Raw genomic sequence first — 16494 nt, forward strand, 5'->3', positions numbered from 1 at the left:
TCAGGTGGGGATGTACAGCCAGGACTTCGAGGGCCCTGGCTCGTACGCCGAGTCGAGGCGTTTGGCCACGATCCCGGGCAGGCCCTGTTCGCGGGCGGCCCGACGGACGGGGCCCGCCTCGCCAGGCCACGACGGAGCGGTCTGCCAATGCGCTCCCGCCAGCTCCAGCGCGTCCAGCGCCGCCCGCCGCTCCGCGTAAGGCTGGTCGACCAGGGAGCGGCCGTCGTCGTACAGCAGGTCGTAGAAGACCAGGATCTCGGCGCCCCCGAGCGTGGCCACCTCCCCGTCCAGCATCGCCGTGCGGCTGCCGAACGACTCCGCGAGCCCCCGCAACCACGGGTGCTCCCGCGCGGCCGTCGTGCGCCCGCCCTCGATGGGGACGAGCAGGCGGCGGCCGCCCCACGCGAACTCGAAGGCGTAGGCCGAGACGTCCTTCGGGGGCTTGGCGCGTTCGGTCGGGAGCATGGGTTCGGGTGGCGGGAACGGGTCGCGGGCCCGGGCGTCCATGCGGTGGATCATCCAGCTCTGGCCTCGGGTCCGGAACAGGACGAACCTCCCCGAGGCCCGCTCTCCGTGCAGGACGAACTTGACCTCGCATTTCTCCGTCTCGTACGTGCCGGTGTCCCAGACGGTCATCGTGCCGCCGCCGTACTCGCCCTTGGGGATCTCGCCGTGGAACGTGAGGTACTCCATCGGGTGGTCCTCGGTGTGCACGGCGAGGTGGTTGGTGCCGGGGTCGGCGGGCAGGCCCTTGGGGACGGCCCAGGACACGAGGACGCCGTCGCGCTCGAGCCGCAGGTCCCAGTGGAGGGACCGGGCGTGGTGCTCCTGGATGACGAACGCGTTGCCGTCCCCGGAGGCGGGCGGCGATGCGGGGACGGGCTCGGGGGTGCGGCTGGCGTCGCGTTTGCTCCGGTATCGCTCCAGTTTGTCGGCCACGACAGGGGTACTACCCGCCCGTACTCTCCCGGACCACCAGCGGGGTACGGCACACGGACCATGCGCCGGTCAAGGTCATGCCGACCGAGCGCGACCGGACACGCCCGGCACCGCGCGGGATGGCGTGCTGTACCAGGCCGCCGGGCTGGGCTGTGGCGTGCCGTGCGGGGTCGCGTCGGGCTGGGGTGGCCGGGTGGCCGTGTGGGGCTGGGGTCGCCGGGCGGTTGTGCCGTGCCGGGCTCCGTTGTGGCGCGGGCCGTTGTGCTGGGCTCCGTGGTGCTGCGTGCGGGTGAGGGTGGGTTCAGGGGGAGTGCTGGAGGTTCTGTGTGCCGATGACCTTGAGGAGGCGCAGTGCCTCGTACGACGGCGATCCCGGCGCCGCGGTGTAGAGGACGATCCACTGGTCGCCCTCGGGCACGTGCAGCGTCTCGCAGTCGAGCTCCAGCCACCCCACCGCCGGATGGTTGATCCGCTTGCGCGCGGACCTGCGGACCGTGACGTCGTGTCCGGCCCACAGCTCCGCGAACTCGGTGCTGCCGGCCAGCAGCCGGTCGATCAGCCGGCGGATGCCGAGGTCGTCCGGGTAGCGGGCGGAGGCGGCGCGCAGGTCGGCCACCGACTCCCTGGCGAACCGCCACGCGCCCTCGGGGTCGTGGCGGTCCCGGGCCCGAGGGTCGGTGAAGTAGCGCCAGATGAGGTTGCGTTCGCCGGGCGGGAGCGCGGAGAAGTCCGTGAGGAGCGCGGCGGCGAGGGGGTTCCAGGCCAGCACGTCGTACTTGGCGTCCGACACGAGCGCCGGGGTGTCGTCCAGCCGGTCGAGCAGGTGCAGGACGCCGGGCCTGACGTCCTGTGCCGGGCCGGGAGGCGGTCCGGGCGGCTCGCCGGCCAGGTAGTACAGGTGGGAACGCTCGTCGTCCGTCAGCCGCAGCGCCCTGGCGATCGCGCCGAGCATCTGGCGCGACGGGCGAGGTCCGCGGGCCTGTTCCAGGCGGGCGTAGTAGTCGACGGACATCCCGGCCAGCCGGGCGACCTCCTCGCGCCGCAGCCCGGGTGTGCGGCGGCGCTTGCCGCCCTCCAGGCCCACGTCGGACGGCCGCACCAGTTCGCGGCGGCTGCGCAGGAAGCCCGCCAGGCCGGCCCTGTTGATCCGGTCCATGACCTCAGGATGCCTGGTCCGCGCCGCCGTAACCAGGGATCGTCAATCCGGGCCTCAGCGGTTCTCTCCCGTTCGTACGCGGCCCCGCTCAGCCTTGAGGGCATGAACATCGCACTCATCACCGGTGCCAACAAAGGCATCGGGTACGCCACCGCCCGCGTACTGGCCAAGTCCGGATATGTCGTCCTGGTTGGGGCCCGCGACCCCGAGCGTGGCAGGGAGGCCGCCGAGGAGCTGGTGGGGGAAGGGCTGGACGCCCGGTTCGTACGCCTGGACGTCACCGACCCGGACATCGTGGAGGCGGCCGCCGCTCGCGTCGAGCGCGAGTTCGGCCACCTGGACCTGCTCATCAACAACGCCGCGATCAGCCGCGACCACGAGCGCACGCCGAGCCGGCTCCCGGTCGCCGCCCTGCGCGAGGTCTACGAGACGAACGTGATCGGCGTCGTCGCCGTGACCAACGCCATGCTCCCGCTCCTGCGCAGGTCGGAGGCCGGCCGCGTGGTGAACGTCTCCAGCGGCCTGGGCACGTTCGCGTTCCTGGCCGACGAGGAGTCCGAGTGGCGCGAGTACGCGACCCTGCTCGGCTACAACTCCTCCAAGGCAGCACTGAACGCCGTCACCCTGATCTACGCCGAGGAGCTGCGCGACACGCCGATCAAGGTCTACGCGGTCGCGCCCGGCTTCTGCGCCACCGACCTCAACGGCTTCATCGGGACGCTGACCGCCGACGAGGGCGGCGAGCACGTGGCCCGCCAGGCCACCCTGCCCGACGTCCCGACCGGCGTCTTCCTCAGCGAGCAGGGCGGCACCAACCCCTGGTAGCGGGGTCAGTCGAGATCGAGCGCCTTGCGCAGCCACGACTCCACGCCCGCCACGTGCACGGTCGCCCAGGACCGGGCCACGTCGGCCTGGCGGGCGGCGATGGCCTCGTAGATCGCGGTGTGCTGCTCCCGCGTCTTCTGCATCGCCCCCTCCTGGGTGAGCCCGCGCCAGATCCTGGCCCGAGTGGTCGGACCTGACAGGCTCTCGATGAACGAGCAGAGCACGCTGTTCCCGGAACCCCGCGCGATCCGCTGGTGGAACTGGAGGTCGTTGGCCACCAGCTCCTCGACCGTCGGCTCCGCGGGCAGGGACTCCAGGATCACGCGGAGTTCCTCGACGTCGGCGTCGGTCATCAGCTCGGTCGCCATCGCGGTCGCGGCCGGCTCCAGGATGCGCCTGACCTCGAAGAACTGGATCACCGTGTCGTCGCGGTGCAGGTCGAGCACGAACGACATGGTGTCCAGCAGCAGCCGCGGCTCCAGGCTGGTCACGTACGTGCCGTCGCCCTGACGTACGTCGAGCACGTTGATCAGGGACAGGGCGCGCACGGCCTCGCGCAACGAGTTGCGCGACAGGCCGAGCCGCTCGGCGAGGTCGGCCTCCTTGGGCAGCCGGTCGCCGGGGGCCAGCTCGCCCGAGAGGATCATCTGTTTGATCTTGTCGATGGCCGCGTCGGTGACCGCCACGCTTCGCTCCCTAGACATCGGATGTCTAGGAGTCTAGAGCCTGGAAGCGGACAGAATCGACACCGGGGACCCGGCGAACTTCGCCCCTGGCCTCCAGAGTGCGCAGATGCGCCGCGGCCTCCCCGGCCGCCATGCCTTTCAGCATCGGGGACAGGTCGTCCCATGGCCTGTTCCACGTCATCATCGCGGCGACCTCCCAGATGGTCAGCGGTTCCGGCCGCTGGGCCAGGAGGGCGCGCAGCCGTACGAGCTTCTCATCGTGATGGTGGCGGATCTGGACGGCTCGCGCGGCCACATCAGGAAATATCCATTCGTGTGCGGGCAACGCATCCAGGGGCCCCAGGTCGGCGACTCGGTCCAAGGAGTCCAGGAAATCGCCCAACGGATCGACATCGTCTCGGTCATACGGATAAATCCCGACGTGGGGGGTGATGTCGGGGAGGACGTGGTCGCCGGTGAACAGCCGGTCGGCATCCTCCAGGTGCAGGCAGATGTGCCCCGGGGTGTGGCCGGGCGTGTGGACGGCCCGGAGCTTGCGGCCGGGCAGGTCCACCAGGTCCCCGTCACGTAACCGGCGGTCGGGCAGCGCCGGCGGCGTCGGGCGGCTCACCGCCTGCCGCGCCTCGCCCGGATCGGCCCCGGCCCGCCGGAGCATGTCGGACTGGAAGCTCTCGTGCTCCTCGGCCGCGTAGTCGTGCATGAGCCTGACCAGCGCCGCGTCGGCCTCGTGCATCGCGATCCACGCGCCGGACACGTCCTTGACCTGCCCCGCGAGCCCGGCGTGGTCGGGATGGAAATGGGTGACGACCACCCCGCTCACCGTGCTCACGTCGATCCCGACCGCGGCGAGGCCGCCGCTGAGCGCGTCCCAGGCGTCCGGATGGTTCCACCCGGCGTCGACCAGCACCGGCCCCTTGGGGGACTCGAGGGCGTAGACGAGCGTGTAGCCGAGCGGGTTGCCCGGGATCGGCACCGGCACGCTCCACACCCCGCCGCCGACATCCTGCGGCCGCTGCTCCGCGTACGGCCTGCGTCTGCTCTTCATGCGCCCCCCGATCGGGTAATGAGTGTCACCGGCCGAGCCCTCAGCCGGCCCGCTCGAGAATGGTGGCCGTGGCCAGCGCCCCGCCGGCGCACATCGTGACCAGCGCGGTCGCCGAGTCCGACCGCTCCAGCTCGTGCAGCGCCGTGGTGATCAGCCGCGCGCCCGTGGCGCCGACCGGATGGCCGAGCGCGATCGCGCCGCCGTTGACGTTGACGCGGTCGAAGTCGGGCTCGTGCACGCCCGCCCACGACAGCACCACCGATGCGAACGCCTCATTCACCTCGAACCTGTCGATGTCGCCGATCGTCATCCCGGCTGCCGCCAGCACCTTGGCCGTCGCCTCCACGGGCCCGTCCAGGTGATAGTACGGCTCCGCGCCGACGAGCGCCTGCGCCAGGATCCGCGCCCTGGGCCGCAGCCCGTGCCTGGCGGCGGCCTCCTCGCTCATCACCAGCACCGCCGCGGCGCCGTCGGAGATCTGCGACGAGGTGCCCGCGGTGTGGAGGGCGCCCTCGGCGACGGGCTTGAGGTTGGCCAGGGTCTCCACCGTGGTCTCGCGTAAGCCCTGGTCCCTGCGTACGTCCCCGACGGGCACGATCTCGCGCTCGAACCGCCCGTCGGCCCACGCCTTGGCCGCCAGTCGCTGGGAGCGCGCCCCGAGCCAGTCGAGCCGCTCCCGCGTCAGCCCGCGCCGCCGCGCGATCCGCTCGGCCGCGGTGAACTGGTCGGGCAGATCGATGCTCCAGTCGTCCGGCTTGGCCGTGGCGGGCCGCACGTTGCTGCCGAGGGGCGCCCGGCTCATCACCTCGACACCGCAGCCGACGCCGGCCTCGATCACGCCCGCGCGCACCATCGCCGCCGCGAGGTGCACGGCCTGCTGCGACGACCCGCACTGCGCGTCCACCGTCGTCACCCCGGTCCGGTACGGCAGCCCGGCATAGAGCCACGAGTAGCGCCCGACGTGCCCGCCCTGCTCGCCCGCCTGGGTCACGCACCCGGCGAACACCTGCTCGACGGCTGCCGGGTCGAGCCCGGACCGCTCGACGAGGCCGTTCAGCGCGGTAGCCAGAACCTGTTGCGGTTTGTACCCGGCCAGCCAGCCGGCTCGCCTGCCGATGGGAGTGCGTACGGCCTCGACGATCACAGGTGTGCCCACAGTCGCCTCCAGAACGTTGCTCTGGCGAGACTGTAACGCGTTCTACTTTGTCGTGGAACCCTCCAGGGTCGACGGCAGCCCGAACGTCTCGAACAGGCTTTCCTCGAAGAACATGCCGACGTGCCGGATCTGCTCCCCGGCGAACGTCACCACCATGATCGCGAACTGCCCGTAGACGCCGTTCTCGCGGTAGTACACCGCGAACGCCGGCTGCCCGTTGGCGGCGATCGGGACCAGCTTGAGGTCGCCGGGGCGCTCGGCCGGGCACTGCGTCCTGGTGAGCTCCATGATCGCCTCGGGCCCCTGGTACCAGCCGACGAACGGCGGCATCTCCCAGACCGCGTCCTTGGTGAACAGGTGCACCAGGCTGTCGACGTCATAGTTCTCGAACGCCGCGACATAGCGGTCGAGCTGGGCCCGCTGCTCGGCCGACAGCGGCTCGACCGGGTCGTCGAGACTCGGCTGCACCTCGTTGAGCTGGGCGCGGGCCCGCTGGAGGATGCTGTTGACGGCCGCGGTGGACGTCTCCAGCGCCTCGGCCACCTCGGCGGCCTTCCACCTGAGCACGTCACGCAGCACCAGCACGGCCCGCTGCCGCGGCGGCAGGTGCTGCAGCGCGGCGATCAGGGCGAGCCTGATGCTCTCGCGGCCGGCCACGATCGTGGCGGGATCGTCGCCGCCGACGCCTGTCAGGGCGTCGGGCACGGGCTCCAGCCACGGCACCTCGTGGTCCGACACCAGGGGAGCGGTCGGCTCGGTGCTGGGGGCACCGAGACCGGTGGGCAGCGGCCGCCTGCTCCGGCTGTCGAGCGCGGTCAGGCAGGCGCTGGTGGCGATGCGATAGAGCCACGTGCGCAACGAGGAGCGCCCCTCGAAGCCCTCATAGGCCCGCCACGCGCGCAGATACGTCTCCTGGACGAGGTCCTCGGCGTCGTGCACCGAGCCCATCATCCGGTAGCAGTGCGCCAGCAGCTCGCGCCGCATCGGGTCAGCCTGTTGGAGGAACTCCTCGTTCGTCGGCTTGTCGGTCATACCTCCCTTGTATAGACGTTGCCACTGACATTTGACCGCACGGCCGGTTGATTAAGGGAAACCTTTTACGGGCCCAAAGAAATGACCATGAATGCGGTCAGTGGGAGACGGTGAGCACGATCTTGCCGGTGACCCGGTTCGTCTCGCCGAGCTCGTGCGCCTTGGCCGCCTCCGCCAGCGGCAGGGCGGCGGCGATCTCCGCGCGCAGCCTCCCCGCCTCGACCAGGGCCGCGAGCGCGCGCATCGCGGCGTGGTCGGGCTCCACCAGCATGGCCTCCGAGCGGATGCCCAGCTCGGCGGCCTGCCGGTGCAGGTCGGGGTCGAGCTCCCGGAGCACCAGGGAGACGATCGTGCCGCCCTTGCGCAGGGTGCGCAGCGAACGCGGCCCGTAGTCGCCGCCGATGGTCTCGAGCACCACGTCCACGTCCCGCACGACCTCGGCGAAGTCCTCGTCCCGGTAGTCGACCAGCTCGTCGGCGCCCAGACCGCGCAGGAACTCGTGCTTGGCCGCGCTGGCCGTCCCGATCACGTACGCGCCGCGCGCCTTGGCGATCTGCACCGCCAGGTGCCCCACCCCGCCCGCGGCGGCGTGAACGAGCACGCGCTGGCCGCCCTTCAGCCCGGCGACGTCCACGAGCGCCTGGTACGCGGTCAGCCCCGCGAGCGGGATCCCGGCCGCCTGGACGTGGTCGACGGCGGCGGGCTTGCGCACGAAGTGGCGGGACGGCGCGGTGACGTACTCGGCGAAGGCGCCGTGCGCGTCCGGGTACTTGAGCATGCCGAACACCTCGTCGCCCGGCTTGTAGAGCGCCTGCCCGACGCCCGACTCCTCGACCACGCCCGAGACGTCGTAACCGAGCACGAACGGCAGCTTGTCCCGCAGGAAGCCGCCGCCCGCGCGGGTCTTCCAGTCGGTCGGGTTCAGTCCGGCCGCCTCCACCCGCACCAGCACCTCGGTCGGGCCGGGAACCGGCCGCTCGACCTCAACCGTCTTCAGCACCTCAGGGCCGCCCAAGACGTCCTGGCTGATCGCTTTCATCTTCATGAGACCCAGCCTGCTGGTTCCGGGACCGGGCCCGCGAGTGGCCCAAAGGTCATGATGTGTAAAAATCGGGCCATGCATCGCGTTGCCGTCCTCGCTGTGGACGGGGTCATCCCGTTCGAGCTGAGCGTGCCGTCCAGGATCTTCCGCGCCGCGCAGGGGCCCGGCGGCGAGCCGCTCTACGACGTGGTCACCTGCACGGTCGACGGCCGCCCCGTCGCCACGGCCGCCGACTACTCCATCGCCGTCGAGCACGACGCGAGCGTGCTGGCGAGCGCGGACACGGTGGTGGTGCCCGCCGCGGAGTGGTTCGCCGGGCTCACGGACGCGGACTCGCTGCCCGCCGGGCTGGCCGCGGCGCTGGCCCGGATCCGCCCCGGCACCCGGATCATCTCCATCTGCATCGGCACGTACGTGCTGGCGGCGGCCGGGCTGCTCGACGGCCGTCCGGCGACCACGCACTGGCGGGACGCCGAGCGGTTCGCCGCCGCGTTCCCGAAGGTGCGGATGGACGCGGACGTGCTGTTCGTGGACGACGGCGACGTGCTCACCTCGGCCGGCGCCGCGGCCGGGGTGGACCTCTGCCTCCACCTCGTCCGCCGCGACCACGGCAGCCGGGTCGCCAACCAGGTGGCCAGGGCCTGCGTGGTGCCGCCGTGGCGGGACGGCGGCCAGGCGCAGTACGTCGAGCACCCGGTGCCCGAGCCGTCCAGCGTCGGCACCGCCCCCACCCGGGCCTGGGCCATAACCCGGCTGGGCACGCCGCTGCGGCTGGACGACCTGGCCGACCACGCGGGGATGAGCAGGCGCACGTTCACCCGGCATTTCCGGCAGGAGGTGGGGCTGAGCCCGGGGCAGTGGCTGACGCAGCAGCGGATCGCGCTGGCCAGGCAGCTGCTGGAGAGCACCGACCTGCCGGTGGACCGCGTCGCGGACCGCGCCGGCTTCGGGACGGCGGCCTCGTTCAGGCAGCACCTGCAGGCGGCGGTGGGGGTCTCGCCGCACGCGTATCGGCGCACGTTCCACATGAGGTAGCCGGCCCACCGGACACCACTTGGACGGCCCACTGTGCGCGCCGTAACGGCGGCACGCCACTGAAGGGTCAGCCGCCGTTTCCTGGAGGGGCTCTGCTCATGGTCGCGCTCGCACGGGGCTCCGCTGGTCACGCAAGCTGCCGCTCTCCGCCCCAGGCTCGCCGCTCCGTCAACCGAAGTGTGGCGGGTGGCCTGCCCGTGCGCAGCCGTAACGTATGGGTTTGCTTTTCTGCCGAAGTGCGGCGGGCGACGGGTCAGATGTCGGCGAGAAGTCGTGCGGCGGCGGTTTCGATGCGGCGCTGGATCTGGTCGTAGGTGCGGCGGCCGCGGAGCATCTCGAGGAGCTCCTGCACCCACACGCTGGCCAGCGACCCCGCGAGGTCGGCCTGCTCCTCGGTGGCGTCCTCAAGGGTCAGGCCGTCGGCCGAGACCCGCAGCAGCAGCCCCGTGATGCGCTCCCCGAACGGCGTCTGCACCTCGGCCATGATCAACGAGCGGATGAGCGCGTCGGCCAGCTCCGGCTCGCGCATCAGCCCCCGGGTCGCCCGCATCAGCACGTCCACCGCGCGGCTCGACGGGGTGGTGGCCCCGGGCGGACGCCGCTCGATGCTGCTCTCGAGGAGGTCGATCTCCTCGCCCACCACCGCCACCACCAGGTCCATCTTGGACGGGAAGTAGCGATAGAGCGTGCCAAGCGCCACGCCCGCGCGCTCGGCCACCGTGCGCATCTGCATGGCTTCGACCCCGCCGCGCGAGGCCAGCGCGGCGGCGGCCTGGACGATGCGCTTGCGGCGTTGGTGCTGGCTACGCGTACGGACGCTGTGCGTGCCCGGCGTGGGGTGGCTCTCCATGGTCCCCTCGGTGTCGCTGGAGGGCGCGGCGTGCGTGGTACGCATAAGAACACGTTATCTGATTTCTCGATGACGTGGCTTGTTACTCGCGGGTCACAAAGAAGCCCTATAGCCCCATGTCTGTGGCGTTACAGCCGTATGTCGCGACTTATCAGGATAGGTGGGCACTGGACAGATATTAGAATCTGTTCTAGTTTGCGATTCGGCTGACCGAGCGCTTGGTGGAGACTCCGGATGGCGGCGAACACGCTGGCGGCCCTGCTCCGTGCACGGGCCGACGACGATCGACCTGGGCTGATGTTCGAGGACACGACGTGGTCATGGCGCGAGCACGTGGCTGCCTGCCGCGCCGCCGGGGCCTGGCTGTCCGGGCGCGGCGCGGGGTTGCACGTGGGGGTGCTCAGCGAGAACGTTCCAGGGCTGGTGTTCCTCGTGGGCGGGGCGGCGCTGTCCGGGCACGTGGTCGTCGCGCTGAACCCGACCCGCTCGGTCGACGAGCTGATCCGCGACGCCCGCGCCACGGACGTGGACCTGATCCTGGCGGACACCCCCTACGCGGGGCTGGCCGGGCCGCTGTCCGAGGCGCTGGGGGTGGAGGTGCTGCCCCTGCCGGACGCCTCGTCGTCTCCCACGGACGCCGCGTTCGGCGAGGACGCCGCGCCCGAGGATCTCGTGATGCTGATCTTCACCTCGGGCACCTCCGGCCGCCCGCGCGCCGTGCGGATCACGCAGCGCAAGATGGCCGTCCCCGGGTTGAGCCTGGGGGCGCTGCTCACGCCGTCCGACGTCGTGTACTGCTCGATGCCGCTGTTCCACTCCGGCGCGCTGATGGCCGCCTACGCCCCGGCCGTGGTGTCGGGGGCGGCGCTGGCGCTGCGGCGGCGGTTCTCGGCGTCGGGGCTGCTGCCCGACATCAGACGGTACGGCGGCACGTACCTGCACTACGTGGGTAAAGCGCTCTCCTACGTCCTGGCCACCCCCGAGCGCCCCGATGACGCCGACAACCCGCTCAGGATCGCGTTCGGGAACGAGGGCAGCGCGGTGGCGACGAGGAGGTTCGGGGAGCGGTTCGGGTGCCGGGTGATCGATGCCTTCGGCTCCACGGAGACGGCCATCTCGCTCACCCCCGACCCGTCCGGGCCGCCGGGATGCCTGGGACGGCTGCCCGAGGGCATCCTGATCCTCGACCCCTTCACCGGCTGTCCCTGCCCGCCGGGCCGCATCGAGGACGGCCGCCTGCTCAACCCGGACGAGGCCGTCGGCGAACTGGTCAACGTGCGCGGGCTGGGGCTGTTCGACGGCTACTACAACGACCCCGAGGCGGACGCCGAGCGGATCAGGGACGGCGCGTTCTGGTCGGGCGACCTAGCGTACGCGGACGGGGACGGCTACGTGTTCTTCGCGGGCCGTGGCACCGAACGCCTGCGCGTGGACGGCGAGAACCTGGCGGTCGCGCCCATCGAGGCGGCGCTGAGGGAGTTCGCGGGGGTGGTCGAGGCGGCCGTCTACCCGGTGCCCGACCCGGCGGCGGGCGACCAGGTCATGGCGGCGCTGGTGCTGGAGGGGGCCTTCGACCCGGAGGCGTTCACGGCCTTCCTGGCGGCGCGCCGCGATCTGGGTGCCAAGTCCTTACCCCGATATATCCGCCTTTCTGATCGCTTGCCCCAGACGCCCTCCCACAAGGTCATCAAGCGGGTCCTCGCCCGCGAGGGCTGGCGTACCGCAGACCCGGTCTGGTTGCGGTCGGGCTCCGGGCTCCGGCCGCTGACCGACTCGGACGTCAAGGGGATCGAGGAGGAGTTCGTACGGCACGGCAGGCAACACCTCTTGGAGACGTGAATGGACTTCAACCTGGACGAAACCCAGCAGGACCTGCGGAAGCTGGCGGCCGAGGTGCTCGCCAGGGAAGGGGACGAGGAGCGGCTGCGGCAGGCCGGGCTCATGAGCGTGTGCGTGCCGGAGGAGGCCGGGGGAGCCGGGCTCGGGCCCGTGGAGATGGCCGTGGTGCTGCGGGAGGTGGGAGCGCGGGCGGCGCCGGTGCCCGCACTGCCCGCGCTGGTGAGCACGCTGACCCTGGCCCGCTATGGCACCCTTGACCAGCAACGCCGCGAGAACGGGATGACCCTCGCGCTCCGCGAGCCCGGCAGAGCGCCGGCCGACCCGCCTTCGACGGCCGCCCGGGCCGTGGACGGCGGCTGGACGCTGACCGGGCGCAAGGTCTCGGTGCCGTACCCCGGCGACATGGTGCTCGTCACCGCCGACGAGGGCCTGTTCCTGGTGGAGTCGCCGGCCACGACCCCCGAGTACACCTCCACCGGCGAGCCCGCCGCCACGATCGTGCTCGACGGAACCCCGGCCGAGCGGGTCGCGGGGACCGACGCGGTCACCGGGGCCCGGCGGCTGTTCATGGCGGCCGTGGCGGCCCAGGCGAGCGGGGTGCTGGCGGGCGCGCTGGAGCTGACCACCGAGTACATCAGGACGAGGAAGCAGTTCGGCCGGGCGCTGGCCGAGTTCCAGGCCGTGACCATGCAGATCGCGGACGTCTACATCGCCGCGCGGGCCCTGGACGTGGCCATGTGGTCGGCGGTCTGGCGCCTGGCCGAGGATCTGCCGGCCGACGAGGACCTGGCGCTGGCCGCGTACCACGTCAGCGATGCCTGGAAGGCCCTCTACACCTGCCAGCACCTGCACGGCGGCCTCGGGCTGGACGTCACGTACCCGCTGCACCGCTATTTCGCGCAGGCCAAGCACCTGTCCCACCTGCTCGGCGGCGCCGACGCCCAGCTCGACCTGATCGGAGCGCTCCTCTGATGCTGATCGACCTGACCCCAGCCCAGCGCGCCCTGCGCGACGAGCTGCGCGAGTACTTCCAGGGCTGCCTCACCGACGAGGACCGCAGGAAGATCGCGGAAGATCCGTTCGGCGGGGCGTACATGGAGCACTGCCGCCGCCTCGGCCGCGACGGCAAGCTCGGCCTCGGCTGGCCCAAGGAGTACGGGGGAGGCGGCTACGGCCCCCTGGAGCAGCAGATCTTCGCCAACGAGATAGCCAGGGCGGGCGTTCCGTACCCGATCATCACGGTGCAGACCGTGGGGCCCACGCTCATGCAGTACGGCACCCAGGAGCAGAAGGACCTCTTCCTGCCCCGCATCCTCGCCGGCGAGTGCCACTTCGCCATCGGCTACAGCGAGCCCGAGGCCGGCACCGACCTGGCCTCCCTGCGCACCACGGCGGTGCTCGACGGCGACCACTACGTCGTCAACGGCCAGAAGGTCTTCACCAGCGGCGCGCACTACGCCCAGTACATCTGGCTGGCCGCCCGCACGAACCCCGAGGCCAAGAAGCACAAGGGCATCACCATGATGATCGCCTCCACGGACGACCCCGGCTTCTCCTGGACGCCGATCGTCACCATGGACGGCCGCCACCACACGAACGCCACCTACTACAGCGACGTACGCGTGCCCGTGGACATGGTGGTCGGCGAGGTGGACCGGGGCTGGGACCTGATCGTCAACCAGCTCAACCACGAACGCGTCACCCTTGGCCCGGCCGGGAACCTCGGCCAGACCTACGACCGCTTCCTCGCCTGGGCCCGCCGCACCGGGGTGGCGGACAATCCGGACGTACGGCGGGCGCTGGCCAGGGTGTGGGGCTTCTTCCGCACCAACGAGCTCCTGAACTGGCAGGTCGCCGCGAACATGGACCTCGGCTGGCTCGGCGCTCCCGACGCGTCGGCCACCAAGATCTACGGCTCCGAGCGCATGCAGGAGGTCGGCAGGATCGTCGGCGACATCCTGGCCAGGTACGGGGACCCGTCGGATCCGGAGACGGCCGAGCTGCTCGAACGTACCGATCACGGGGTGAAGGGGGCGGTGGTGCTGACGTTCGGCGGCGGGGTGAACGAGGTGCAGCGGGAGCTGATCGCCATGCTCGGCCTGAACCTGCCGAGGCCGCCGCGATGACCCCTCCCCTGAGTGACGAGGAGCTGCACGAGCTCGCGGGCAAGCAGGCGGCGCTGGGCGAGGTGCGCGGGACCCCGGCGCAGGACCCGGTGAACGGCCCCATGATCCGGCACTGGCTGGACGCCATGGGCGACGAGAACCCGGCGTACCTGGAGAAAGGGGTCGCCCCGCCCGCGATGGCCCAGGTGTGGACGATGCCGGGGGTGCGCCGGTCGGCGAAGGACCGTTCGGCGGTGGACGACATGATGACCGCGCTCGACGCGAGCGGCTACACGGGCGTCGTGGCGACGAACTGCGAGCAGACCTACCACCGGTACGCGCGGGTCGGCGAGCGGCTCACCCCGGCCACCCGGTTCTCGGACCTGGCCGGGCCCAAGCGGACGGCGCTGGGGGTGGGCTTCTTCGCCACCTGGAAGGTCACCTGGTACGGCGAGGACGAGCAGCCGGTCGCCGAAATGCTCTTCCGAGTCCTGAAATTTCGCCCACGCACCAAGGCGGCTCCCGCCGCCGACCGGCCGGCGTACCCGCTCCAACCGGCGATCAACCAGGACACCGCGTTCTTCTGGGAAGGCGTACGGGAAAGGGAGCTGCGCATCCAGACCTGCGCCGACTGCGGCCACCACCGCCACCCGCCCGGCCCTCTATGCCCGCAATGCCGCTCGGCCAACAGCTCCCACCTGGTCGCGAGCGGCCGCGGAACCCTCTACAGCTACGTCGTGCACCACCACCCGCCGGTGCCGGGCCGGGAGACGCCGTTCGTCGTCGGCGTGGTGGAGCTGCCTGAGGGGGTACGGATCGTCGGCAACGTCGTGGACTGTCCGATCGAGGAGGTGGCCGTCGGCATGCCGTTGCGGGTGACGTACCGGTCGATGGACGACCAGCTCGTCCTGCCGATGTGGGCGCCTTCGAAGGAGGAGGCGTGATGGGCACCGAGATCGGGTCCGCGCTGCCGGAGCTGGCCATCGACCTCACCCCCACCTTCGTCGTCTCCACGGCGCTGGCCACCATGGACTTCACGCCGGTGCACCACGACGTCGACAAGGCCCGCGCCCAGGGTTCGCAGGACATCTTCCTCAACATCCTGACCACCATGGGCCTGGTCGAGCGGTACGTCACCGACTGGGCCGGGCCCGAGGCCGTCATCGAGCGGGTCGCCGTCAAGCTGGGCGTCCCGGCGTACGCGGGGGACCGGCTGTGCTTCAACGGGACGGTCGTGTCGCGCGAGGAGGGCCGGTTGACGGTCGAGGTACGCGGCAAGGTGAGCCTGGGCGACCACGCCACCGGGACCGTCACCTTCGCCCTGGCCGAGGAGGGAAAGCCGTGTTGAGCGGGCGTACTGCCGTCGCGGGCATCGGTGCCACCGAGTTCAGCAAGAAGTCGGGGCGTTCGGAGCTGCGGCTGGCGGCGGAGGCCGTACTGGCGGCGCTGGACGACGCCGGGCTCTCACCCGGCGACGTGGACGGCATGGTGACCTACACCCAGGACTCCAACCAGGAGATCGCCGTCGCCAGGGAGGCGGGGATCGGGGACCTGACGTTCTTCTCGCGGGTCGAGTACGGCGGCGGCGCGGCCTGTGGGACCGTGGCGCACGCGGCCATGGCCGTGGCCACGGGGATGGCGCGGACGGTCGTCTGCTACCGCGCCTTCAACGAGCGCTCCGGCCGCCGCTTCGGCCAGCCGAACAGCCGCCTGACCGGCGAGCCCACCTCCCAAGGGCTGGAGATGAGCTGGCACGTGCCGTACGGGCTGATGACGCCGGCGGCCTGGGTGGCGATGTTCGCCCGCCGGTACATGCACACGTACGGCGCGACCTCGGAGGACTTCGGCCGGGTGGCGGTGGCCATGCGCCGCCACGCCGCCACCAACCCCGCCGCCTGGTTCTACCGGCGCCCCATCACGTTGGAGGAGCACCAGGCGTCCAGGTGGATCGTCGAGCCGCTGCACCTGCTCGACTGCTGCCAGGAGAGCGACGGCGGCGTGGCCCTGGTGGTCACCTCGGCCGAACGCGCCCGTGACCTCCGCAGATCACCCGCCCTGATCACGGCCGCGGCCCAGGGCGCGGGATCGGGCCAGCTGATGATGACCAGCTACTACCGCGACGACATGACCGGCCTCCCCGAGATCGCCGTGGTAGCCCGCCAGCTCTGGGACATGTCCGGTTTATCGCCAAAAGACATCCAGACCGCAATCCTGTACGACCACTTCACCCCGTTCGTCCTGGCCCAACTGGAAGAGCTCGGCTTCTGCGCCCGAGGCGAGGCCCCTGACTTCCTCCGGGACGGCACGATCGAACTGGACGGCCGCCTGCCCGTGAACCCCCACGGAGGGCAACTGGGGGAGGCCTACATCCACGGCATGAACGGCATCGCGGAAGCCGTCCGCCAGATCCGAGGCACAGCCGCCAACCAACTCCCAGCCGTCCGAAACGTCCTGGTAACCGCCGGCACCGGCGTACCCACCAGCGGCCTGATCCTCTCCTCCGACTCGTAGGTGGGCCTGCGCTCACCCACCCGTTGCCCATCTGGGTGGTCAGCCTGCTGGACCCCGCCCCGAGCAAAAGGTCTTCGCTGAGAGCGCTTCGCGCTCGGGGCTCAGGCGTTCCTTATTCAGGCGCCTGGCGGCGCAACCCCCGCGCCTTGCGGCGCCATCGCCCACCCGTGACCCGATTACCGGTCTGACCTGCTGGAGCTCACCCCGAAACCCCCGCTCGTTGCGCTCGCCATGCACCCCACCCGTTGACTGGCGAAGCGATGGGCCGACTGA

16 protein-coding genes are annotated in these 16494 nt (G+C 71.3%); 8 read left to right on the top strand and 8 right to left on the bottom strand.

The window, feature by feature from the left end; translation table 11 throughout:
- Both ACWDRB_RS36760 and ACWDRB_RS36765 read right to left on the bottom strand, forming a co-directional pair.
- Entirely contained in the window at window positions 1-939 is a 939-nt protein-coding gene (locus ACWDRB_RS36760; protein WP_449901638.1) for a DNA polymerase ligase N-terminal domain-containing protein, read from the bottom strand.
- A gap of 301 nt (window positions 940-1240) precedes the next feature.
- Complete coding sequence (locus tag ACWDRB_RS36765) at window positions 1241-2095, bottom strand: helix-turn-helix transcriptional regulator (protein ID WP_449901641.1); 855 nt, start codon at window positions 2093-2095, stop codon at window positions 1241-1243.
- Between the two features lie 102 nt (window positions 2096-2197).
- Here ACWDRB_RS36765 and ACWDRB_RS36770 point away from each other — a divergent pair, with 102 nt between their 5' ends.
- Window positions 2198-2920: an SDR family oxidoreductase gene (locus ACWDRB_RS36770; RefSeq protein WP_449901643.1), complete on the top strand. Its 723-nt coding sequence runs from the start codon at window positions 2198-2200 to the stop codon at window positions 2918-2920.
- Between the two features lie 5 nt (window positions 2921-2925).
- Here ACWDRB_RS36770 and ACWDRB_RS36775 read toward each other — a convergent pair whose 3' ends face one another.
- The 5 genes from ACWDRB_RS36775 to ACWDRB_RS36795 all read right to left on the bottom strand — a co-directional run bounded on the left by ACWDRB_RS36775 (window position 2926) and on the right by ACWDRB_RS36795 (window position 7878).
- Window positions 2926-3606, bottom strand: a complete 681-nt coding sequence (locus ACWDRB_RS36775) for a FadR/GntR family transcriptional regulator (protein WP_185068291.1) — start codon at window positions 3604-3606, stop codon at window positions 2926-2928.
- Window positions 3607-3631: 25 nt separating this feature from the next.
- Complete coding sequence (locus ACWDRB_RS36780; protein ID WP_449901645.1) at window positions 3632-4651, bottom strand: MBL fold metallo-hydrolase; 1020 nt, start codon at window positions 4649-4651, stop codon at window positions 3632-3634.
- A gap of 40 nt (window positions 4652-4691) precedes the next feature.
- Window positions 4692-5807, bottom strand: coding sequence for a steroid 3-ketoacyl-CoA thiolase (locus ACWDRB_RS36785; RefSeq protein ID WP_449901647.1), 1116 nt, complete (start codon window positions 5805-5807; stop codon window positions 4692-4694).
- 42 nt (window positions 5808-5849) lie between these two features.
- Window positions 5850-6839 (bottom strand): sigma-70 family RNA polymerase sigma factor, encoded by a 990-nt coding sequence (locus ACWDRB_RS36790; RefSeq protein WP_364259938.1) that lies wholly within the window; start codon window positions 6837-6839, stop codon window positions 5850-5852.
- Between the two features lie 97 nt (window positions 6840-6936).
- The gene (locus ACWDRB_RS36795) at window positions 6937-7878 is read right to left on the bottom strand and encodes an NADP-dependent oxidoreductase (protein WP_363976708.1); all 942 of its coding nucleotides are present in this window, start codon (window positions 7876-7878) and stop codon (window positions 6937-6939) included.
- Between the two features lie 78 nt (window positions 7879-7956).
- Between ACWDRB_RS36795 and ACWDRB_RS36800 the strand changes: the two genes are divergently transcribed.
- Complete coding sequence (locus ACWDRB_RS36800) at window positions 7957-8916, top strand: GlxA family transcriptional regulator (RefSeq protein ID WP_449901650.1); 960 nt, start codon at window positions 7957-7959, stop codon at window positions 8914-8916.
- A gap of 253 nt (window positions 8917-9169) precedes the next feature.
- Here the strand turns inward: ACWDRB_RS36800 and ACWDRB_RS36805 are convergent, their stop codons facing one another.
- Window positions 9170-9766 (bottom strand): TetR family transcriptional regulator, encoded by a 597-nt coding sequence (locus ACWDRB_RS36805; protein WP_350729801.1) that lies wholly within the window; start codon window positions 9764-9766, stop codon window positions 9170-9172.
- A gap of 234 nt (window positions 9767-10000) precedes the next feature.
- Here ACWDRB_RS36805 and ACWDRB_RS36810 point away from each other — a divergent pair, with 234 nt between their 5' ends.
- Genes ACWDRB_RS36810 through ACWDRB_RS36835 form a run of 6 tightly spaced genes read left to right on the top strand, consistent with a single transcriptional unit; the run spans window position 10001 to window position 16221 of the window.
- Window positions 10001-11605, top strand: a complete 1605-nt coding sequence (locus ACWDRB_RS36810; RefSeq protein WP_449901652.1) for an AMP-binding protein — start codon at window positions 10001-10003, stop codon at window positions 11603-11605.
- On the top strand, window positions 11606-12577 hold the full coding sequence (locus tag ACWDRB_RS36815; RefSeq protein ID WP_449901654.1) for an acyl-CoA dehydrogenase family protein: 972 nt from the start codon (window positions 11606-11608) through the stop codon (window positions 12575-12577).
- On the top strand, window positions 12577-13731 hold the full coding sequence (locus tag ACWDRB_RS36820; protein ID WP_350729416.1) for an acyl-CoA dehydrogenase family protein: 1155 nt from the start codon (window positions 12577-12579) through the stop codon (window positions 13729-13731). The genes ACWDRB_RS36815 and ACWDRB_RS36820 overlap by 1 nt, the downstream gene beginning before the upstream one ends.
- Entirely contained in the window at window positions 13728-14654 is a 927-nt protein-coding gene (locus ACWDRB_RS36825) for a bifunctional MaoC family dehydratase N-terminal/OB-fold nucleic acid binding domain-containing protein (protein ID WP_449901657.1), read from the top strand. Before ACWDRB_RS36820 ends, ACWDRB_RS36825 begins: the two co-directional genes overlap by 4 nt.
- Window positions 14654-15058, top strand: a complete 405-nt coding sequence (locus ACWDRB_RS36830; protein ID WP_449901659.1) for a MaoC family dehydratase — start codon at window positions 14654-14656, stop codon at window positions 15056-15058. The genes ACWDRB_RS36825 and ACWDRB_RS36830 overlap by 1 nt, the downstream gene beginning before the upstream one ends.
- Window positions 15055-16221: a lipid-transfer protein gene (locus ACWDRB_RS36835; protein ID WP_387579833.1), complete on the top strand. Its 1167-nt coding sequence runs from the start codon at window positions 15055-15057 to the stop codon at window positions 16219-16221. Before ACWDRB_RS36830 ends, ACWDRB_RS36835 begins: the two co-directional genes overlap by 4 nt.
- The last annotated feature ends 273 nt before the right edge of the window (window positions 16222-16494 follow it).

It is taken from the genome of Nonomuraea sp. NPDC003707 (assembly GCF_053587055.1).